This window comes from Mesorhizobium sp. M4B.F.Ca.ET.017.02.2.1, from assembly GCF_003998955.1.
Lineage (GTDB): Bacteria > Pseudomonadota > Alphaproteobacteria > Rhizobiales > Rhizobiaceae > Mesorhizobium > Mesorhizobium abyssinicae.
Map to the genome: position 1 here is coordinate 1 of NZ_RZOF01000096.1, position 18,418 is coordinate 18,418.

Annotated in this window: 21 protein-coding genes and 2 pseudogenes; 12 read left to right on the forward strand and 11 right to left on the reverse strand. The window is 65.3% G+C overall.

The genetic code is table 11. The features are described 5' to 3' along the window. Positions 1-62 precede the first annotated feature (62 nt). The 4 genes from EN738_RS14215 (at position 63) to EN738_RS14230 (ending at position 2,275) form a co-directional block, all read left to right on the forward strand. Positions 63-821, forward strand: a complete 759-nt coding sequence (locus tag EN738_RS14215; protein WP_127284233.1) for a F0F1 ATP synthase subunit A — start codon at positions 63-65, stop codon at positions 819-821. 67 nt (positions 822-888) lie between these two features. Continuing rightward, complete coding sequence (locus EN738_RS14220) at positions 889-1,113, forward strand: F0F1 ATP synthase subunit C (protein ID WP_006206606.1); 225 nt, start codon at positions 889-891, stop codon at positions 1,111-1,113. Positions 1,114-1,176: 63 nt separating this feature from the next. Further along, positions 1,177-1,773: a F0F1 ATP synthase subunit B gene (locus EN738_RS14225; RefSeq protein WP_127284234.1), complete on the forward strand. Its 597-nt coding sequence runs from the start codon at positions 1,177-1,179 to the stop codon at positions 1,771-1,773. Between the two features lie 10 nt (positions 1,774-1,783). Continuing rightward, on the forward strand, positions 1,784-2,275 hold the full coding sequence (locus EN738_RS14230) for a F0F1 ATP synthase subunit B (RefSeq protein ID WP_127284235.1): 492 nt from the start codon (positions 1,784-1,786) through the stop codon (positions 2,273-2,275). A 221-nt stretch (positions 2,276-2,496) separates the two neighbouring features. On the opposite strand, the gene EN738_RS14235 is transcribed toward EN738_RS14230, so the two are convergent. Continuing rightward, entirely contained in the window at positions 2,497-3,192 is a 696-nt protein-coding gene (locus EN738_RS14235) for a ribonuclease HII (RefSeq protein WP_127284236.1), read from the reverse strand. Positions 3,193-3,340: 148 nt separating this feature from the next. After that, a complete protein-coding gene (locus EN738_RS14240) occupies positions 3,341-4,495 on the reverse strand; it encodes a PA0069 family radical SAM protein (RefSeq protein ID WP_127284237.1) in 1,155 nt (384 codons plus the stop codon). Between the two features lie 150 nt (positions 4,496-4,645). On the opposite strand from EN738_RS14240, the gene EN738_RS14245 reads away from it, so the two are divergent. Both EN738_RS14245 and EN738_RS14250 read left to right on the forward strand, forming a co-directional pair. Beyond that, complete coding sequence (locus EN738_RS14245; protein WP_127284252.1) at positions 4,646-5,149, forward strand: glycosyltransferase; 504 nt, start codon at positions 4,646-4,648, stop codon at positions 5,147-5,149. A 30-nt stretch (positions 5,150-5,179) separates the two neighbouring features. Then, positions 5,180-5,560, forward strand: a pseudogene (locus EN738_RS14250) (hypothetical protein); the annotation flags it as partial. Positions 5,561-5,582: 22 nt separating this feature from the next. Here EN738_RS14250 and moaB read toward each other — a convergent pair. From moaB to EN738_RS14280, 6 genes are all read right to left on the reverse strand, one after another. Then, the gene (gene moaB / locus EN738_RS14255; RefSeq protein WP_127284238.1) at positions 5,583-6,134 is read right to left on the reverse strand and encodes a molybdenum cofactor biosynthesis protein B; all 552 of its coding nucleotides are present in this window, start codon (positions 6,132-6,134) and stop codon (positions 5,583-5,585) included. Then, positions 6,121-7,017, reverse strand: a complete 897-nt coding sequence (locus EN738_RS14260; protein WP_127284239.1) for a 4-(cytidine 5'-diphospho)-2-C-methyl-D-erythritol kinase — start codon at positions 7,015-7,017, stop codon at positions 6,121-6,123. The genes moaB and EN738_RS14260 overlap by 14 nt, the downstream gene beginning before the upstream one ends. A gap of 26 nt (positions 7,018-7,043) precedes the next feature. Further along, a complete protein-coding gene (locus tag EN738_RS14265; protein WP_127284240.1) occupies positions 7,044-7,229 on the reverse strand; it encodes a hypothetical protein in 186 nt (61 codons plus the stop codon). A gap of 83 nt (positions 7,230-7,312) precedes the next feature. Then, the gene (locus EN738_RS14270; protein ID WP_127284241.1) at positions 7,313-8,170 is read right to left on the reverse strand and encodes a S49 family peptidase; all 858 of its coding nucleotides are present in this window, start codon (positions 8,168-8,170) and stop codon (positions 7,313-7,315) included. Positions 8,171-8,278: 108 nt separating this feature from the next. Then, a complete protein-coding gene (locus EN738_RS14275) occupies positions 8,279-9,082 on the reverse strand; it encodes a tRNA1(Val) (adenine(37)-N6)-methyltransferase (protein WP_127284242.1) in 804 nt (267 codons plus the stop codon). After that, positions 9,079-9,303 (reverse strand): DUF2007 domain-containing protein, encoded by a 225-nt coding sequence (locus tag EN738_RS14280; RefSeq protein ID WP_127259063.1) that lies wholly within the window; start codon positions 9,301-9,303, stop codon positions 9,079-9,081. The genes EN738_RS14275 and EN738_RS14280 overlap by 4 nt, the downstream gene beginning before the upstream one ends. Before the next feature lie 162 nt (positions 9,304-9,465). Here EN738_RS14280 and EN738_RS14285 point away from each other — a divergent pair, with 162 nt between their 5' ends. The 3 genes from EN738_RS14285 to EN738_RS14300 all read left to right on the forward strand — a co-directional run bounded on the left by EN738_RS14285 (position 9,466) and on the right by EN738_RS14300 (position 13,959). Continuing rightward, the gene (locus EN738_RS14285) at positions 9,466-10,482 is read left to right on the forward strand and encodes a polyprenyl synthetase family protein (protein ID WP_127284243.1); all 1,017 of its coding nucleotides are present in this window, start codon (positions 9,466-9,468) and stop codon (positions 10,480-10,482) included. A gap of 314 nt (positions 10,483-10,796) precedes the next feature. After that, positions 10,797-12,566: a tetratricopeptide repeat protein gene (locus tag EN738_RS14290; RefSeq protein ID WP_127284244.1), complete on the forward strand. Its 1,770-nt coding sequence runs from the start codon at positions 10,797-10,799 to the stop codon at positions 12,564-12,566. A 448-nt stretch (positions 12,567-13,014) separates the two neighbouring features. Next, the gene (locus EN738_RS14300; RefSeq protein WP_127284245.1) at positions 13,015-13,959 is read left to right on the forward strand and encodes a glycine--tRNA ligase subunit alpha; all 945 of its coding nucleotides are present in this window, start codon (positions 13,015-13,017) and stop codon (positions 13,957-13,959) included. Between the two features lie 48 nt (positions 13,960-14,007). Here the strand turns inward: EN738_RS14300 and EN738_RS14305 are convergent, their stop codons facing one another. After that, positions 14,008-14,187 (reverse strand): hypothetical protein, encoded by a 180-nt coding sequence (locus EN738_RS14305; RefSeq protein ID WP_127284246.1) that lies wholly within the window; start codon positions 14,185-14,187, stop codon positions 14,008-14,010. 308 nt (positions 14,188-14,495) lie between these two features. On the opposite strand from EN738_RS14305, the gene EN738_RS14310 reads away from it, so the two are divergent. The 3 genes from EN738_RS14310 to EN738_RS14320 all read left to right on the forward strand — a co-directional run bounded on the left by EN738_RS14310 (position 14,496) and on the right by EN738_RS14320 (position 17,574). Next, on the forward strand, positions 14,496-14,843 hold the full coding sequence (locus EN738_RS14310) for a DUF559 domain-containing protein (RefSeq protein WP_245494516.1): 348 nt from the start codon (positions 14,496-14,498) through the stop codon (positions 14,841-14,843). Positions 14,844-14,912: 69 nt separating this feature from the next. Further along, complete coding sequence (gene glyS, locus EN738_RS14315) at positions 14,913-17,066, forward strand: glycine--tRNA ligase subunit beta (protein WP_127284248.1); 2,154 nt, start codon at positions 14,913-14,915, stop codon at positions 17,064-17,066. A gap of 223 nt (positions 17,067-17,289) precedes the next feature. Beyond that, positions 17,290-17,574 carry an ATPase gene (locus EN738_RS14320; protein ID WP_127284249.1) on the forward strand — a complete coding sequence of 95 codons (285 nt, stop codon included), beginning with the start codon at positions 17,290-17,292 and terminating at the stop codon, positions 17,572-17,574. A gap of 66 nt (positions 17,575-17,640) precedes the next feature. On the opposite strand, the gene EN738_RS14325 is transcribed toward EN738_RS14320, so the two are convergent. Beyond that, positions 17,641-18,030, reverse strand: coding sequence for a hypothetical protein (locus tag EN738_RS14325; protein ID WP_127284250.1), 390 nt, complete (start codon positions 18,028-18,030; stop codon positions 17,641-17,643). A 136-nt stretch (positions 18,031-18,166) separates the two neighbouring features. Further along, positions 18,167-18,418 (reverse strand): annotated as a pseudogene (locus EN738_RS14330) (hypothetical protein); the annotation flags it as partial.

Genomic DNA, 18,418 nt, shown 5'->3' on the forward strand with positions numbered 1-18,418 from the left:
GGCGCCGTCCTGGCTCTGGGTAAGACACTGAAGCCGCTCGCGGCTTTGACGGGGATGTAAAAGTGGCTGCTGACAAGGTCGATCCGATCCACCAGTTCCATATCGTCAAGCTGATTCCGATCAACATCGGCGGCTACGACCTGTCCTTCACCAATTCCGCCTTGTTCATGGTCGCGACCGTCGCGGTCGCATCGGCCTTCCTCTACCTCACCACTGCCAGCCGCAGCCTCGTTCCCGGCCGCCTGCAGTCGGTCTCGGAAATGGCCTACGAGTTCGTCTCCAACATGCTGCGGGACTCGGCGGGAACGCAGGGGCTGAAGTTCTTCCCCTTCGTCTTTTCGCTGTTCATGTTCGTGCTGGTCGCCAACCTGCTCGGCCTGTTCCCCTATTTCTTCACCGTCACCAGCCACATCATCGTCACCTTCGGTCTCGCCGCGCTGGTCATCGGAACCGTCGTCGTCTACGGCTTCGGCAAGCATGGCCTCGGCTTCCTCAAGCTGTTCGTGCCGCATGGCGTGCCGGTCTTCCTGCTGCCGCTGGTGGTGCTGATCGAGGTGATCTCCTTCGTGTCGCGCCCGGTCAGCCTCTCGGTTCGTCTGTTCGCCAACATGCTGGCCGGCCACATCACGCTGAAAGTGTTCTCCGGCTTCGTCGTCAGCCTGAGCGCGCTGGGCGCCGTCGGCATCGCCGGCTCGGTGCTGCCGCTTGCCATGGCCGTCGCGCTGACTGCGCTGGAACTGCTGGTCGCCTTCCTGCAGGCCTACGTCTTTGCCGTGCTGACCTGCATGTATCTGAACGACGCCCTGCATCCCGGGCACTGATTACGAGGTTCCGGCATTCGTCGCCGGATGGAATTGCAACGGAATTACAGATCCAAAGGAGTTTGAAATGGACGCAGAAGCAGCAAAGTACATCGGCGCCGGCATCGCTTGCCTGGGCATGGGTGGCGCGGGCATCGGCCTCGGCAACATCTTCGGCAGCTACCTGGCGGGCGCGCTGCGCAACCCGTCGGCTGCTGATGGCCAGTTCGGCCGCCTGATCTTCGGCTTCGCCGTGACCGAAGCTCTGGGCATCTTCTCCCTTCTCATCGCGCTTCTGGCCCTGTTCGGCTGAGCACTGGGAAGATTGGACAGGCAGGCCGCGATCAGCGGCTGGCCTGATATCAGGGGATAGTCCATGTTCGTGACATCTGCCTTTGCAGAAGAGTCAGCGCCGGCCGCCGAAGGCGCCGCCGGTGCGGGAGCCGAAACGCATGCCGGCACCGAGGTGCCCGGCGAGGCGCACGGCACGTTCCCGCCATTCGATCCGGCGACGTTCCCGTCGCAGTTGCTGTGGCTGGCGATCACCTTCGGGCTGTTCTACCTGTTCCTGAAGCGGGTGGTGATGCCGCGCCTTGGTGGCATCATCGACGTCCGCAACGACCGCATCACGCAGGACCTCGACCATGCCGCCCGGCTGAAGGGCGAGGCTGACGCCGCCGTTGCTGCTTACGAGCAGGAACTGGCCGAAGCCAAGTCGAGAGCCAATGCGATCGGCCAGCAGGCCGGCGATGCCGCCAAGGCCGAGGCCGACGCCGCCCGCAAGAAGGTCGAGGCGGAGCTCGACAAGAAGCTCGGCGCGGCCGAGGCCAGCATCGCGTCGATCAAGGCTAACGCCATGAAGGAAGTCGGCACCATCGCCGAGGACACCGCTTCGGCCATCGTCGAGGCGCTTGTCGGCGGCAAGGCCAGCAAGGCCGAGATCGCGGCAGCGGTCAAATCCGTGGCCCGGTGAGGAGCGCATCATGGACGCTACATCTCTCGCAACGCTCTGGGCCACGGTCGCCCTGATCATCTTTCTTGGCGTTGCCGTCTACATCAAGGTGCCCGGCCTGATCGCCAAGGGCCTCGACGCGCGCGCCGCCAAGATAAGCAACGAGCTTGAAGAAGCCCGCCGACTGCGCGAAGAGGCCCAGCAGTTGCTCGGCCAGTACCAGAAGAAGCGCAAGGAAGCCGAGCAGGAGGCCGCCGACATCGTCGCCGCCGCCAAGCGCGAGGCCGAACTGCTCGCCGCCGAGGCGCACAAGAAGACCGAGGACTACGTGACGCGCCGCACCGCGCTCGCCGAGCAGAAGATCGGCCAGGCCGAGCGCGAGGCAGTTGCGGAAGTGCGTGCCAGCGCCGTCGACGTCGCCGTCGAGGCCGCCCGCGCGCTGCTTGCCGCCAAGGTCGACGCCAAGGCCGGCGCGGACTTCTTCAAGTCGGCGCTGCAGGAAGTGAAGGCCAAGCTGAACTAGGCTGGTATGTCCTATCTAGCATGAAGCCGCCTGGGGCAACCCGGCGGCTTTTTTGTTTGAGCGGAGATAATCTCCCCCCTTGAGGGGGAGATGTTCGCCAAAGGCGACAGAGGGGGTCGGTTCGACTGGGCTCGACTTTCTTGCGGACGACAGATGGCGTTGGAGCTTCACGCGAAGCGACCCCCTCTGCCTGCCGGCCATCTCCCCCTCAAGGGGGGAGATTATTCCAAGCCGACGAAGCTCTCTTCCTCAACCACCTCGACGCCGCCCAAGCGAAACGGCGCGAATGACGCCCGGTGCAACCTTGCCACCGGGCCGTGCGCTTCGATCGCGGTGCGGTGGCGGACCGTTGCGTAGCCCATATGCACCTCGAAGCCGTAGCGCTCGTGGTGACCGCCGCAGCCGCACATCATGCGGTCGCGCATCACCTTGGCGACGATCGAGGCGGCGGCGATCGACTGCGAGCGCTGGTCGCCCTTGATCAGCGCGCGTCCTTCGCAAGCGAGACCGGGCGGCACGTCGCGGCCGTCGGCCAGTGCCAGCTTCGGCCGCAGCGACAGGCCTGCGACGGCACGGCGCATCGCTTCGAGGCTGGCCTTCAATATGTTGCTGCCATCGATGCCTTCGGCGCTGATCGAGGCCATCGACACGCCGAGCGCCGAGCCCAGGATCCTGGCGAACAGCGCTTCACGCTGCAGATGGGTGAGGCGCTTGGAATCGTCGAGCCCCTCGGGAATGTTGGCGGGGTTGAGCACCACCGCCGCCGCGACGACCGGACCGGCGAGCGGTCCGCGCCCGGCCTCGTCCATTCCCGCCACCGGCCACAATCCGTCGGCCATCGCCTTCGTCTCGATGGAGAAATCGGGTTTCTCGACGATTTCGAAGAGAAGCGGAGAATCGGAACGCGCGCGAGCCATGGTGCGGCGAGGTTCGCATCGGCTCCGATTCTCCGCAAGTCCCTCCGGGTCGGGTGGGGCGCGGACCGCGAGGGCACCGTCTCGAGGCCGGGGGACAGGCCGGACGGGATTCTTCTCGCGCCAGCCGGCGGTGGCCGGCGCGAGACCTTCAAAGCAGCATCAACTGCTCGGTGGCGTTGGCTGCGGCGACGAACTGGTCGGTCCTGAGCTGCCGCCGCTCGGCGTTGAGCCCGAGCCGCTTGGCGGTGATCTCGAAACGGCGGCCGATCTGCCAGGCATAGGGTCCGGCGCCCTTCATGCGCTTGCCCCATTCCGAATCGTAGTCCTTGCCGTCGCGCATCGAACGGATCAGCGACATCACGTGCCGGTAGCGGTCCGGATAATGGCGCAACAGCCAGTCCTTGAAGATCGGCGCCACCTCCAGCGGCAGCCGCAGCACGACATAGCCCGCTTCGCGCGCGCCGGCGGCGCGTGCCGAATCGAGGATGCGCTCCATCTCCGGATCGGTCAGGCCGGGGATGATCGGCGCGACCATGACGGAGGCCGGAATGCCGGCGTCGGAGAGCTGCCGGATCGCCTCCAGCCGCTTGGTCGGCGTCGACGCGCGCGGTTCCATGGTTCTCGCCAGCATGCGGTCGAGCGTCGTCACCGACAACGCCACCTTGGCAAGTCCGCGTTCGGCCATGCGCGACAGGATGTCGATGTCGCGCGTCACCAGCGCCGACTTGGTGACGATGCCGACCGGATGGCCGCGCGCCTCCAGCACTTCGAGGATCTCGCGCATGATCCGGTACTGCTTCTCGATCGGCTGGTAGGGATCGGTGTTGGTGCCGATGGCGATGGTGCGCGGCTGGTAGCCGGACTTCGACAGTTCCTTGTCGAGCATGCGCGCCGCATCAGGCTTGGCGAACAGCTTCGATTCGAAATCGAGTCCCGGCGACAGGCCCATGAAGGAATGCGTCGGCCTGGCAAAGCAGTAGACGCAGCCATGCTCGCAACCGCGATAGGGGTTGATCGAACGATCGAAGGAGATGTCGGGCGACTCGTTGCGCGTGATGATGGTGCGCGGCCTCTCGACCTGCACCTCGGTCTTGAACGGCGGCAGTTCCTCCAGCGAATTCCAGCCGTCGTCGAACACATGCCGGCTGACCGGCTCGAAGCGGCCGGACGGATTAATGCCGGCGGAACGGCCGCGATTGCGGTCGGGCCGCACGCGCATGCCGCTCTGCTCGATCATCGCATTCGCCATCTCGGCTCTCCCGGCTCCGAAGGCTGCAATGTCGGCACGCACGATCTGTTCCATTTTCGCCCTTTCCCAAGGACTGTCAGCAGGCTGTCGAATCGCTCTGTTCATGAAACTATTCCTATTTTCTCGATGAGAACAAAGCAAGAACTTTTTGTGCCGCGATGCAAAAACTGGCGCATGGCGCGGCTTTCCGCTATTCGGCTGGCAATGCTCACCGTTCTCATCGAAACCCTGAATGACGAAGAGGGCCTTGCCCGCACGCTCGCCTCGCTGATCGGCGGCGCGGTCGAAGGCGTGGTGCGCGACGTCGTCGTCTGCGACACCGGCTCGACCGACCAGACGCACCGCGTTGCCGACCATGCCGGCTGCCACTATGTCGCCGGCGGCATCGCCGCCGGTATCCGGCAGGCAAAGGGCGACTGGCTGCTGTTGCTGGAGCCCGGCGCGCGGCTGTCGGACGGCTGGATCGACGAGGTCGTGGCCCACACGGCGAAGGCCACCATGCCGGCGCGTTTTTCTCGCGCGCGCGGCAGCCGCGCGCCGTTCCTGGCCAGGGTCTTTTCCGGCAACCGGGCGCTGGCCGAGGGGCTGGTCATCAGCAAGCGCCAGGCCACGGCGCTCGCCAAAAGCGCCCGCAGCGCCGAAGCCATCGCGCGCGGCCTGGCAACGAAAAGACTCGACGCGGAGATTTGGGTCGCGCCGCCGAAGTGATTTTTCCCGCGTTTTTGGGGGAGAAGGAGCGCCGACAAGAACCTTGCCTCGCTCGGCAAGTACCATTTCGATCTCGACGACTGGCGGATGCTGAAATTCTTCTCCTACCTGAAGCCCTGCGATGCCGGCACCGGCCCGCATGTCTATGTGCGCGGCAGCCACAAACGCCGCAGCCTAAAGCACCAACTTACGCTGCTTGTCGAGCATCCGGCGGATGAGGTGCTGAAGGTCTATGGCGACGACAGCCCGGTCACGCTCACGGGTGAAGCAGGGCTCGGCTTCGTCGAGGATCCGTTCGGCTTCGACATGGGCACGGTGCCTTCGCGCACGCCGCGGCTGATGATGGAAGTCGGCTTCGGCGTCTCGCGCCCCTCGCGCCGGCGCTTCCACGGCGAGCCGGTCATCCGCTGAAGCGGCGACGCCCGTCAGGCGGTCACCCGGCCTTGCCGCGTTTCAGGTGCTCGTCCAGGCGCGGCATGATCTCGACGAAGTTGCAGGGCATGTGACGGTAGTCGAGCTGCGCCTTGATGATGCCGTCCCAGGCGTCCTTGCAGGCGCCGGGCGAGCCGGGCAGTACGAAGACGAAGGTGGCGTTGACGACGCCGCCGGTCGCCCGGCTCTGGATCGTTGAGGTGCCGATCTTGTCGTAGGAGATGCGGTGGAACACTTCGGAAAAGCCGTCCATGCGCTTTTCGAAGATCGGTTCCAGCGCTTCCGGCGTCACGTCGCGGCCGGTGAAGCCGGTGCCGCCCGTGGTGATGACGACATCGACGCCTTCGTCCTTCGACCAGCCGAGCACCTTGTCGCGGATATTCTCCCGGTCGTCGGTGACGATGTCGCGCGCGGCGAGGATGTGGCCGGCCTCCGCGATGCGGTCGGCCAGCGTCTGCCCGGATTTGTCGTCGGCGAGGCTGCGCGTATCCGAAACCGTCAGCACCGCGATGCGCACGGGGATGAAGGGGCGGCTCTCGTCAATCTTGGCCATGGGCGTCGGCCTCCATGCTTCGCGTCGCGGCGACGAACCAGTCGGGATGGCGGCGCCTTATTTCGAGCGCCGCGCGCTTGGCGACATTGCCGGTCTCGAACAGGCCGAAGCAGGTGGCGCCGGAACCCGACATGCGGGCAAAGCCGGCGTCGGCCTTCCTCAGCGCCTTGAGCGCTTCGCCGATCGCCGGCTGGATGGCGCGGGCGGCGGGCTCGAGGTCGGTGCGCGTCGCCTCCAGCCAGTTGCGGATGGTATGGAAATCGAGCTTGCCGGGCAGCGGCGGCAGCGCCTCGTTGTCGCGGCTGGCCAGCGCCTTGAAAACCTCCGGCGTGGAAACCGCGATGCCCGGATTGACCAGCACCAGGGCGAGCGCGGGAAAGCCTTCGACCGCGGAAATCTCGTCGCCGACGCCGCGCGCGATCAGCGGCCTTGCCGCTAGGCACATCGGCACATCTGCTCCAAGCGACAGGCCGATCCGCGCCAGCTCGGCATCGTCGATGTCGAGCTGCCATGTCTGGACCAGTCCGCGCAGCACGGCGGCGGCATCGCTGGAGCCGCCGCCGACGCCGGAGGCGACCGGCAGGTTCTTTTCCAGATTGATGGCAACAGGTTGCGTGGCAAGCGATCCCGCTTCGCGGCGCAGTGCCTCGCGCGCCTTCACCACCAGATTGCTGTCGTCCGCTGGAACCGCAGGGGCGTATTTGCCTGAGATGGACAACCGGTCGGTCTCGGCCGGCTCGATCTCGACCCGGTCGCCGAAGCGGGTGAAGACGGCGAGGCTTTCAAGCAGATGATAGCCGTCGGCGCGCCTGCCGGTGACATGCAGCGCAAGGTTGATCTTGGCAGGGGCAAGCCACGTGCCGGCTTGCGTCCCGGCATCCAACGCTTCGGTTGCTGACGAGATGGCGTTCAGTCCTTGGCCAGCCGGTATTCGCCGGTCTTCGGGTCCTTGACCAGCGTCCCCATGGTGCCGTTTGCCGCCTGTTTCTCGGTACGCCGGATCTTGGCCGTCACGCGCTCGGCTTCGCGGATGAAGGCGCGATAGCCGAAATAGGCGGCGGCGCCGATAACGACGAAGAAAATGATCTGCGGCATCCCAAAACTCCTCCCTCGAATAGGCGGCGAATGCGGCCGGTCGGGTCGGTCAAGCGGATATGCTAGACGCTTTCACCGTTTTTTCAAAGCCCGAAGCGCGCCCACAGCGCGCGCTCTTCCGCCGCATCGACGACGCCGCTGGCTGCGGCGGCCGCGATGTCGGGCGCCGAAAAGCGCGAGCCGAACAGGCCGAAGCGGCCGAACAGGCCGCGCGGCGCGGTGATCAGCTTCAGCTGGGTCTTCGCCCCGAAGCGGGTCTTCAGAACGCCCCGCATGTCGCCCAGCGCGTCGACGAGGCCGAGCTCGAGACCCTTCTTGGCGGTCCAGAACAGGCCGGTGAACAGGTCAGGATCGTCCTTCAGCCTGGTGCCGCGCCGCTCCTTGACGAGGTCGATGAAGGTCTCATGCACTTCAAGCTGCAGCGCCTTCAGCCGCTCGACATCTTCCTTCTTCTCCGGCTTGAACGGGTCCAGCACCGCCTTGTTCTGGCCGGCGGTGTGGACACGCCGCTCGATGCCGATCTTTTTCATCAGCTCGGGAAAACCGAACGAGGCGGAGACGACGCCGATCGAGCCGACGATCGAGGACGGATCGGCAAAGATCTCGTCGCCGGCGACCGCGATCATGTAGCCGCCGGAGGCCGCCACGTCCTCGACGAACACTAGCACCTTCTTGTTCTTCTCCACCGCGAGGTCGCGGATACGCTTGAAGATCAGCCGTGACTGCACCGGCGAGCCGCCTGGCGAATTGATGGAGATGGCGACGACGGGCGCCTCGAAGGAGAACGCCTTCTCGATGAGGCCGGCGGTGGACGCCAGCGACAGGCTCGGCCGGAACTGGCCGCCGCCGGCCATGATCGTGCCGTGCAGGCGGATGACCGGAACCACGACGACGGTGGAGCGCCAGGACTTCGGCAGCAGGCGGTTCAAGAGGCGTTTCACGAGGTCGGGGTCTCCGGTCACTGAAAAAGCAGCAAGATGAGGCCTCATCTTGCTGTGGGCATGTAGGAATTCGCCGGCCAACGGCAATGCCGCATGGCCGGCCGATGATCAATCGCCGAAAAGCGACGCCAGTCCGTTGTTGATCATCTCGGTCCGCTCGGCTGGCCCGTTGCCTGTCTCGGCGTGCAGCATCAGCGGCGGGCGGATCGACAGTTTTCCGCGCGCGCCGAGCGTCGCCCTGACGACGATCCGGATTGCCGCCGCCTCGGGACGGGGGTGGACGGCGAGCATCTCGGTATCGCCGAAGCGGCCGTCGATCGCATCGAGCAGGGCGCCCAGCTGCTCGGGCCTGGCGATGACGGCGAGCCCGCCGCGTGGCTTCGCCACCGCGGCGGCGCTTCTGATCCAGCTTTCGAACAGCCCGTCCTCCATCACATGCGCCTGCTTGCGCAACTGATCCGGCGTGGCGCGGTCCTCAGCGGCGTTGAAGGGCGGGTTCATGATGACGAAGTCGAAACTGTTGTCGGCAAGGCCGGCCTCGCCGCGCGCCTTGCCCGTCAGCGTGACATCGGCCGTCAGCACCGAGGCGCGGTCGCCGAGATGCGCGTTGCCGGGATGGGCGAGCGTGGCATGCGCGAATCCGGCCATTTCCGGCGAGCGTTCGACCAGCACAACCCGCGCCGCCGGACAGCGCGACAGCACCGCAAGCCCCGCGGCGCCCGCGCCGGCGCCGAAATCGGCCAGCCGTCCGCCAAAGGGAGAGGGCACGGCGGCGGCCAGCATCATGGCGTCCATGCCGGCGCGGTGGCCGGCGGCCCGAGGCTGCACCAGCCAGAAACGCCCGCGATGGAAGGCATCGACCGTATGGGCCGGTGTGTCCGGGACAAGGGCTGCGGGCGACGCGGACGTCATTTCCGGCGGATCTCGTTGGCGATGCCGGCATCGGTCAATATGCGCCGCGCCGCGTCCGCCTTGTCGGCGTCGACCATGACGCGCCGCGGCAGGATGCCGATCGAGCCGTCGAGCACGCTCATGTTCTCATCGGCGACGAAACAGGCGATGCCGGCGTCGCGCATCAGCGATTCGACGAAGGAGATGATCACGGCATCGTTGGTACGGATGAGCTCTATCATGGAATGAAAATCGCAGGTTGCGCCGTTCCTGTAAACGTGGGCGTTCACGCCGCCGGCCGCAACCGCGCCAATTCGCCTCTTGCCGTGCCGGTGGATGCCGCCCTAGAGTCTGCTTCGGGACTAGGTGCCGTCGTGCGCTTGGAATAGACGGGAGTGTCTGTGGTGGGTGTCGTTCTCAACATCGAAAACGGGAAGCGGGAACCCGCCTCCATCAAGGATCTGATCGATCTGACGGCCGCCGACATGGGCCGCGTCAACAAGCTGATCCTGTCCAAGGCCGGCTCCGACGTCGAGATGATCCCCGAGGTCGCCAACCATCTGATCTCGTCCGGCGGCAAGCGATTGCGGCCGATGCTGACGCTCGCCGCCGCCCAGATGTTCGGCTATTCCGGCGACGGTCATGTCAAGCTCGCCACTTCGGTCGAGTTCATGCACACGGCAACGCTGCTGCACGACGATGTCGTCGACGAGAGCGGCATGCGCCGCGGCAAGAAGACGGCGCGCATGATCTGGGGCAACCAGGCCAGCGTGCTGGTCGGCGACTTCCTGCTCGGCCAGGCCTTCCGCATGATGGTCGATGTCGGCTCGCTGGAAGCCCTCGACATCCTGTCCAGCGCCGCTTCCATCATCGCCGAGGGCGAGGTGATGCAGCTCGCCGCCGCCAAGAACCTGGAGACCACCGAGGACGAGCATTTCGCCGTCATCAAGGCCAAGACCGCCGCGCTGTTCTCGGCCGCCGCCGAGGTCGGCCCGGTCATCGCCCAGGCAACCCGCAACGACCGCGCCGCGCTGCGCTCCTACGGCATGAATCTCGGCCTTGCCTTCCAGCTCATCGACGACGCGCTCGACTATGGCGGCTCCAGCAAGGACCTCGGCAAGAATGTCGGCGACGATTTCCGCGAGGGCAAGGTGACGCTGCCGGTGATCCTCGCCTACAGGCGCGGCACCAAGGCCGAGCGCACCTTCTGGAAGCGCGCCATCGAGGACAACGTCACCGACGACGCCGGGCTCGAAAAGGCGATCGGCCTGATGACCCGCCACGGGGCGATTGCCGACACGATCGGCCGCGCCCGTCATTTCGGCGAGATCGCCAGGGATGCGCTGGCGCCGCTGGAGGCGACGCCGCAGAAATCGGCGCTGATCGACGTCATCGATTTCTGCATCGCCAGGGTGAACTGACAAGCGGCCGGCCGCAGAGCGCCGGAGCCCTCGGGCATCCCCCGAGAAGCTGCCAGCACCCGCCCATGGACCGCCTGTGCAGCGAGGTCGCCGCAAGTTTCGTGGCGTCAGGGCATAGATCATGATGTCAGGGTGTAGTTGGCCGCGCGATCTGCTATTATCGTCTGCGGCCATTGTTCGTTAATCGGGTGACCCGATTGTGAATTCGGCCCGGATTGAAGCCTGACCCCAAAAAGGCCATGCTTTGTCGGGAAAAGACCGAGTCTGTGGCGGTCCCATCGACTTGGGGATTGCGTCTGGCTGAAAGGGATACGATGCAAGGACGTGCGCGCTGGCTCGCGGGGCTGGCAATTGTGACGGGCATGGCGATCTCGGCTCTGCCGGCCCACGCCAAGCAAACCACCGAGCCGGTCAAGATCACCTCCTTCTCCGGCGCCTATCTTGCCGCGCGCATTGCAGAAGGCGACAACGATCTCGACAGCGCCATCGCCTATTACAAGCAGGCGCTGGCCTTTGCGCCCGGCGACACGGCGCTGCAGCAGAGCCTGATGCTGTCGCTGATCGCGCAGGGCCGCTTCGAGGAATCGCTCGTTTATGCCGACAAGCTCAGGGAAGTGCCCGATGTCGAGCGTTTCTCGCGCCTGGCGCTGGCCGTCGATTCCTTCCACAAGAAGGATTTCTCCAAGGCCGAGTACTGGCTGAAACTGTCGCTCGAATCCGATCTCGACCGGCTGCTGTCCGGCGTCATGAGCGGCTGGGCCAAGGAAGGCGCCGGCGAGCCCGCCGATGCCATGGCCGCCATCGACAAATTGCAGGGCCCCGACTGGTTCGGCCTGTTCAAGTCCTTCCACCGCGCGCTGATCGCCGATGCCGCCGGCATGTCCGAAAAGGCCGATCAGATCTACGCGGCGACGCTGCAGGACACCGCCGCCGGCGGTGCCGCGCCGGAGACATGGATGCGCAATGCGCAGGCCTACGCCTCCTTCCTCGCCCGCAAGGGCGACAAGGCCAAGGCGCTTTCGGTGCTCGACCAGGCCGAGGCGTTCGCGCCAGGCAAGCTGGAAATCACCACGCTGCGCGAAAAGATCAACAAGGGCGACAAGGTCGAGCCCTTGATCACCGGCCCGTCCGACGGCGCCTCCGAGATCCTGCTCGATCTCGCCACCGCGCTCAATCGCGGCGGCGGCGAGCCGTTCGTGCGCCTCTATCTGCAATATGCGCTGGCGCTGAAGCCCGACAGCGATGCCGCCCTGGTGCAACTCGCCGCAGTCGCCGAGCAGCTGAAGGACGGCGAGGGGGCAATCGCGCTCTATCGGCGCATTCCCGATTCCTCGCCGCTGAAGGAGCTTTCCGACCTGCAGCTCGGCCTCAACCTCGCCGATCTCGACCGCCATGACGAGGCGATCGCCCATCTGAAGGCGTTCGTCGACAAGCACCCGGACGATATGCGCGCCTATCTGGCGCTGGGTGGCGTCTACTCCTCCAAGGAGGACTTTCGCTCGGCCGCCAATCTCTACGACAAGGCCGTCGAGGTGCTGAAGACGCCAACGAATGCCAACTGGAACATCTTCTACCAGCGCGGCATCGCCTATGAGCGGCTGAAGGAATGGCCGAAGGCCGAACCGAACTTCCGCAAGGCGCTGGAGCTGTTCCCCGACCAGCCGCAGGTTCTGAACTATCTCGGCTATTCCTGGGTCGACATGAACTTGAACCTCAAGGAAGGCCTGGCGATGATCCAGAAGGCCGTCGACCTCAGGCCAAGCGACGGCTACATCGTCGATTCGCTGGGCTGGGCCTATTTCCGCATGGGCCGTTTCGAGGATGCGGTCCGCGAAATGGAGCGCGCGGTGTCGCTGAAGCCGGAAGACCCGGTGCTGAACGACCATCTCGGCGACGCCTACTGGCGCGTCGGCCGCAAGCTGGAAGCCACCTATCAGTGGAACCAGGCCCGCGACCTGAAGCCGGATCCCGACGTGCTTGCGACCTTGCAGCAGAAGCTGATCAAGGGTCTTCCGCCGATCGAATCCAACACGGCGCAGGAAACCCCGAAGGTCAAGCCGACCACGCCCGCGCCGAAGGGCTGAGCGGCACCGAAGCATGCTTTGAGCGGGGCTCTTCGGAGCCCCGCTTCTTTTGAGCTTAGCTTCTCGTCTCACGCAAGCTATCCCAATCGCCGGGCGCTTGGGCGACATTGGAAACGTCGGCGCCGCCCCTCATCCGCCTGCCGGCGCCTTCTCCCCGTATAGTGACGGGGAGAAGGGGGTGGCCGCGACGTCGGCACTCATTCTGCAACGTTGGCGGTTGGCGAAACCCGGCCGCGGTGGCGTCTTTCTCCCCGTCACTATACGGGGAGAAATGCCCGGTAGGGCAATGAGGGGCGGCGCGGACGGACGAGATATGATCAAAGCGTCTCGCATGAGGCGCGGGGGAACAGCCTGCGATAGACGAACCACCCAAAGTTCGCTTGCCTTGACGCTTGCCGGCCGTGCCTCTAGAGCGTGGTCCCCATCCAGCCGCTCCATCGAGGCCGCCGTGACCGTCGACATTCCCGCCCACATGCATCCCAGCCGCTCCTTCCAGGGGCTGATCCTGACCTTGCACAATTACTGGGCGAACTATGGCTGCGTCATCCTGCAGCCCTACGACATGGAGGTCGGCGCCGGCACCTTCCATCCGGCGACCACCTTGCGCGCGCTGGGTCCGAAGCGCTGGAACGCCGCCTATGTGCAGCCGTCGCGCCGGCCGAAGGACGGGCGCTATGGCGAGAACCCCAACCGGCTGCAGCACTATTACCAGTACCAGGTGATCCTGAAGCCGAACCCGCCCAACCTGCAGGAGCTCTATCTCGGCTCGCTGGAAGCCATCGGCGTCGATCCGCTGCTGCACGACATCCGCTTCGTCGAGGACGACTGGGAGAGCCCGACGCTGGGCGCCTGGGGGCTCGGCTGGGAGTGCTGGTGCGATGGAATGGAAGTGTCGCAGTTCACCTATTTCCAGCAGGTCTGCGGCATCGAATGCGCGCCGGTGGCGGGCGAGCTCACCTACGGGCTGGAACGGCTCGCCATGTATGTGCAGGGCGTCGACAATGTCTACGACTTGAACTTCAACGGCCGCGATGGCGCCGACAAGGTCACCTATGGCGACGTCTTCCTGCAGGCCGAGCAGGAATATTCGCGCCATAATTTCGAATTCGCCAACACCGCGATGCTTCTAAAGCATTTCGAGGACGCCGAGGCCGAGTGCAAGGCGCTGCTCGCGGCCGGCGCGCCCGGATCGAATGACGCGCCGGCGCGGCACCGCATGGTCCTGCCTGCCTATGACCAGTGCATCAAGGCCAGTCACGTCTTCAACCTGCTCGACGCGCGCGGCGTGATTTCGGTCACCGAGCGGCAGAGCTACATCCTCAAGGTGCGCAACCTTGCCAAGGCCTGCGGCGAGGCCTTCCTGCAGACCGAGGCGGGCGGGCTGGCGGCCTAAGGTGTCGATATTCAGGTGATGCCGGCCTGACCTGAATATCGAGACACCTTAGTTCAAGGTCCTTTCACCGATTGTGAGCGAAGCGATCGGCAACGAGCCCTGGCTGCTTGCGCCATCGATCGTCCGCAGCGCCTGCCGCACGCCCGGCATCGTGAACGTGCCATGCATCTGGGCGGCGAAGCAGGCGCTCAGTGCCAGGATCTGCAGGGTTCTCGATACCGTTTTCATGGTCGTTCAGCCAATAGGTCTCTGCCTGAGCGTTGGTCGCTTCAGCGCTGCGTTCGGTTCATTGGATTTCTGTTCTTAGGACGGGCGCGCCCGCCTGGTCCCGACAAAGACCTGATAATTTCCTGAAATCGGCCGCCCTGGCGGTCGGCGGGCAGGGGTGACAGCGGCGAGCCGAGTTGCTATGCCGCTCCTACCTCCCCCTTGATGGGGGAGGTCGCCGCGAAGCGGCGGGTGGGGGTGCTGCGCGATTCCCTATGCCAAAACTTGATCGGTTCAAGCTGCAGTCCGCGCGAAGGCTTCGCGCGGCCATGACCGAAGAAGAACGCACGCTCTGGCGGCATCTCTGGCGCATTCCGGTAGAGGGCACGCACTTTCGCCGACAAGCATCCGTAGGCGGCTACTACCCCGACTTCATCTCTCATCGGCTGAAGCTGATTGTCGAAGTGGACGGCTTCCATCACGGTTTTGACGACCAGCTGCGCCATGATGAGGTTCGAACACGATGGTTTGAAAGCCAAGGTTATCGCGTTGTCCGTTTCTGGAACCATGAGATAAAAAACGAACTGGATTCTGTCCTCGATACAATTTATGCGGCGGTGGAAGAACGGAAATCACACCTGCATCTGCGCGATGGTGCCGAAGGTATTGGCGGCTGAGAGGCCGCCACCCCGCCCCGGCGCTGCGCGCCGACCCTCCCCATCGAGGGGAGGGTAAGGAGCCAACCTATGCCCGACCTGCTTCTCGAACTTCGCTCCGAGGAAATCCCCGCGCGCATGCAGCGCAAGGCCGCGGGCGATCTCAGGAAGATGCTGACCGACGGCCTCGTCGAGGCCGGTCTGACCTATGAGGCGGCGCGCGAGTACTGGACGCCGCGGCGCCTGGCGCTCGACATTCGCGGCCTGACGGCGCGCTCCAAGGACATTCGCGAGGAGATCAAGGGCCCCGCCACCTCGGCGCCGGAACAGGCGGTGCAAGGCTTCCTGCGCAAGGCCGGCCTCGCCTCGATCGCCGAGGCGCATGTCCATTCCGACCCGAAGAAGGGCGACTTCTATGTCGCCCATATCTCCAAGCCGGGCAGGGCGGCGGAGGACATCATCGCCGAACTGGTGCCGGGCATCATCCGCAGCTTCCCCTGGCCGAAATCGATGCGCTGGGGGCCGGCCTCGGCCAGGCCCGGCTCGCTGCGCTGGGTGCGGCCGCTGCAATCGATCGTCTGCACCTTCGGCCCCGAGACCGAGGAGCCCGTGGTGGTCGATTTCGATATCGACGGCATCCGCTCCGGCAACGTCACCTATGGCCATCGCTTCCACGCCCCGGGCGAATTCACCGTGCGTCGTTTCGACGACTACGTGTCGAAGCTGGAGGCCGCCAAGGTCGTGCTCGATGCCGAGCGGCGCAAGGAGATCATCCTGGCCGACGCCCGCAACCTAGCCTTCGCCAACGGTCTCGACCTGGTCGAGGACGAAGGGCTGCTGGAGGAAGTTTCCGGCCTCGTCGAATGGCCTGTCGTGCTGAGGGGCGAATTCGAGCAGGATTTCCTCGCCATTCCGCCCGAGGTCATCCGGCTGACCATCCGCGCCAACCAGAAGTGTTTCGTGACCCGGCCGCAAGGGGCGGGCGAGGACCTGTCCAACCGCTTCATCCTCGTCGCCAACATCGAGGCCAAGGATGGCGGCAAGGAGATCGCGCATGGCAACGGCAAGGTAGTGCGCGCCCGCCTCTCCGACGCGTTCTATTTCTGGAAGACCGACCAGGGCGATCTGCCAGATTTCGGCGAACTCAAGACGTCGGCGGAAAGGTTCGGGCTCGATCTGAAGAAGCCGCTCGACCAGCGCATGGCGCGTCTGGACCATCTCAACGTGACCTTCCACGCCAAGCTAGGCACACAGGGTGCACGCGTCGAGCGTATCGCGCGGCTGGCCGAGGAACTGGCGCCGGTCGTCGGCGCCGATCCGGCGCTGGCGCGCCGCGCAGCCGTGCTCGCCAAGGCCGACCTGCAGACCGAAGTGGTCGGCGAGTTCCCGGAATTGCAGGGCGCCATGGGCCGCAAATATGCGCTGCTGGAGGGCGAGCATCCGTCCGTCGCAGCGGCTGCCGAGGAACACTACAAGCCGCAGGGCCCGTCCGACCGCGTGCCGACCGATCCGGTCTCGGTGGCGGTGGCGCTCGCCGACAAGCTCGACACGCTGACCGGCTTCTGGGCCATCGATGAGAAGCCGACCGGCAGCAAGGATCCGTTCGCGCTGCGGCGTGCTGCGCTCGGCGTGGTCAGGATCCTGATCGAGAACCGCGTTCGGTTGGCGTTGACATCTATCTTCGCCAAGGCCTTTGCAAACTTTGCAGGCGGTGCGAGCCAGCAGTCCGACCTCCTCGCCTTCTTCCACGACCGCCTGAAAGTCTATCTCCGCGATCAGGGCGCCAGGCATGATCTGATCGATGCCGTCATCACGCCGCAGTCGGACGACCTCTTGCAGATCGTGCGCCGCGTCGAGGCGCTCGGGTCCTTCCTCGACAGCGACGACGGCAGGAATTTGCTCGCCGGCACCAAGCGCGCGGCCAACATCCTGGCCGCCGAGGAGAAGAAGAAAACCCTGGTCGCCGAGACTGTTGAGCCGGCGCTGTTTCGCGAGGATGCCGAGAAGTCGCTGTTTGCCGCAGTGAATCAGGCCGAGAAGGAAGCCGGCCAAGCGATTCAAAACGAAGATTTTTCCGCCGCCATGCTGGCGCTTAGCGTTTTGCGTGAACCGGTTGATTCATTTTTTGAACGGGTTCTCGTCAATGATGAGGACCAGGCCGTGCGCGCCAATCGGCTGGCGCTGCTTGCCCGCATCCGCGCCGCCACCGACCAGGTCGCGGATTTCTCCAAGATCGCCGGCTGACGGCTGAGAAAAGTCGGCCCTGAAGTTGCCTGCGCCTAGCAGGGCGCGGGCAGCGCGCCCCTGCCTTCAGGCGTCAAAATTAGTACGCTGGCGCCGGCTTACAGTCATATGACGATGACCTCCGCATGGGAGAACCAATGCGTGTCGCCCAGAAGTGTGCAGCGGTTCTGGGACAACGACATGCATCAAACAAAAGACGTTCCCCCAACGATGGAGGCTTGCCATGCATTCCGATCACGACATCGAAGTGACTGAAGAAACCCCGGCCGTCGAGGCGAGCGACTCCGCCTCCGACACCATCCTCGATCATGCCGCCGCGGCCGCGGTCGAGGCCGCCGATCTGTCTGACGACGAGGATGGCGACGACGAAGACGCCGAAGATACCGACGAGGAAGCCACCCTCTCGGGTGACGATGAGGACGAGGACGGCGAAGAAGAAGACGGCGTGAAGGCCGAAGGCGATGACGACGAAGACGGGTCCGACGAGGACAAGGAAGAAGCCGCCTGAGCATCCGCGCCCAACTGGCCCGACCGGGCCAAGAAAAGGGCGGCGCCAGCGCCGCCCTTTTTGCCGTCAGTCCTCGAGGATGCTGACGTAGACGCTGTTCGAATAGACATCGACCTGGATGAGAGGCTCGCCATTGATGATGGCGCGCCGCGTCGCGCCGCTCATGGCGCCGCCACGCTTCAGCATCCGCTCAAGATCGGCGCGGTCCTCGTTGCTGCGGAACCAGGCGTCGCCCTCGTCGTCGCGGTCGCGCCGATGGAACTTGTGCCAGTTGGCGCGGTCCTGCCTCACCATCTGCGCGGCGCTGTCCAGCGGATAGCCGTCGCTGGCTTGGTGATCCCGCTCGGAAATGCGCGCGACATAGGAGCCGAGCATGTCGTCGGCCCGCGCCGTGCTCGTGCCCAGCACCGACGCCAGCAGCAATGCGGCGACGGCAAATCGTCTCGTCTTGTTCATGATGAACCCCCTTATGAAACCCAAATCCTCGTCCAGCGAAGCCGCCCGAGCGGTTCGGGCAGCGGCGATGGAATCAGGGACGAATACTGCCATCCGCACATGTGTGCCGGATGACGGATCCGCCTCCGCCGAAAGCTTACATGGCTTTTCCGATAGGGGATATCGGTGCCGGCTGCGCCGATGCCGGTTGCGGCTGCTGCGCCTCCGGCTGCGATTTCGGCTCGCCGTTTGACGCGGTCGCCTCGCCGGCCGGCTTGCCGTCTTCGGCGGGCTTCGTCTCGGTCGCCGGCGCAGTGGCGGCGGTGGCCTTGGCCGGCACGGCAGCAGGCGTTGCAAAGGCGCCGCCGACGACGCCGCCGCGGATGATCATCGGGCTCTGCATGGAGCC

What these genes read in the sequence shown, in the direction of transcription:
- EN738_RS14220 (WP_006206606.1), top strand. Translation starts at nt 889, where the DNA reads ATGGACGCAGAAGCAGCAAAGTACATCGGCGCCGGCATCGCTTGCCTG.
- EN738_RS14235 (WP_127284236.1), bottom strand. Translation starts at nt 3,192, where the DNA reads ATGGCTCGCGCGCGTTCCGATTCTCCGCTTCTCTTCGAAATCGTCGAG.
- moaB (WP_127284238.1), bottom strand. Translation starts at nt 6,134, where the DNA reads ATGGCCAAGATTGACGAGAGCCGCCCCTTCATCCCCGTGCGCATCGCG.
- EN738_RS14290 (WP_127284244.1), top strand. Translation starts at nt 10,797, where the DNA reads ATGCAAGGACGTGCGCGCTGGCTCGCGGGGCTGGCAATTGTGACGGGC.
- EN738_RS14265 (WP_127284240.1), bottom strand. Translation starts at nt 7,229, where the DNA reads ATGCCGCAGATCATTTTCTTCGTCGTTATCGGCGCCGCCGCCTATTTC.
- EN738_RS14325 (WP_127284250.1), bottom strand. Translation starts at nt 18,030, where the DNA reads ATGAACAAGACGAGACGATTTGCCGTCGCCGCATTGCTGCTGGCGTCG.
- EN738_RS14275 (WP_127284242.1), bottom strand. Translation starts at nt 9,082, where the DNA reads ATGACGTCCGCGTCGCCCGCAGCCCTTGTCCCGGACACACCGGCCCAT.
- EN738_RS14320 (WP_127284249.1), top strand. Translation starts at nt 17,290, where the DNA reads ATGCATTCCGATCACGACATCGAAGTGACTGAAGAAACCCCGGCCGTC.
- EN738_RS14280 (WP_127259063.1), bottom strand. Translation starts at nt 9,303, where the DNA reads ATGATAGAGCTCATCCGTACCAACGATGCCGTGATCATCTCCTTCGTC.
- EN738_RS14305 (WP_127284246.1), bottom strand. Translation starts at nt 14,187, where the DNA reads ATGAAAACGGTATCGAGAACCCTGCAGATCCTGGCACTGAGCGCCTGC.
- glyS (WP_127284248.1), top strand. Translation starts at nt 14,913, where the DNA reads ATGCCCGACCTGCTTCTCGAACTTCGCTCCGAGGAAATCCCCGCGCGC.
- EN738_RS14240 (WP_127284237.1), bottom strand. Translation starts at nt 4,495, where the DNA reads ATGGAACAGATCGTGCGTGCCGACATTGCAGCCTTCGGAGCCGGGAGA.
- EN738_RS14225 (WP_127284234.1), top strand. Translation starts at nt 1,177, where the DNA reads ATGTTCGTGACATCTGCCTTTGCAGAAGAGTCAGCGCCGGCCGCCGAA.
- EN738_RS14310 (WP_245494516.1), top strand. Translation starts at nt 14,496, where the DNA reads ATGACCGAAGAAGAACGCACGCTCTGGCGGCATCTCTGGCGCATTCCG.
- EN738_RS14230 (WP_127284235.1), top strand. Translation starts at nt 1,784, where the DNA reads ATGGACGCTACATCTCTCGCAACGCTCTGGGCCACGGTCGCCCTGATC.
- EN738_RS14245 (WP_127284252.1), top strand. Translation starts at nt 4,646, where the DNA reads ATGCTCACCGTTCTCATCGAAACCCTGAATGACGAAGAGGGCCTTGCC.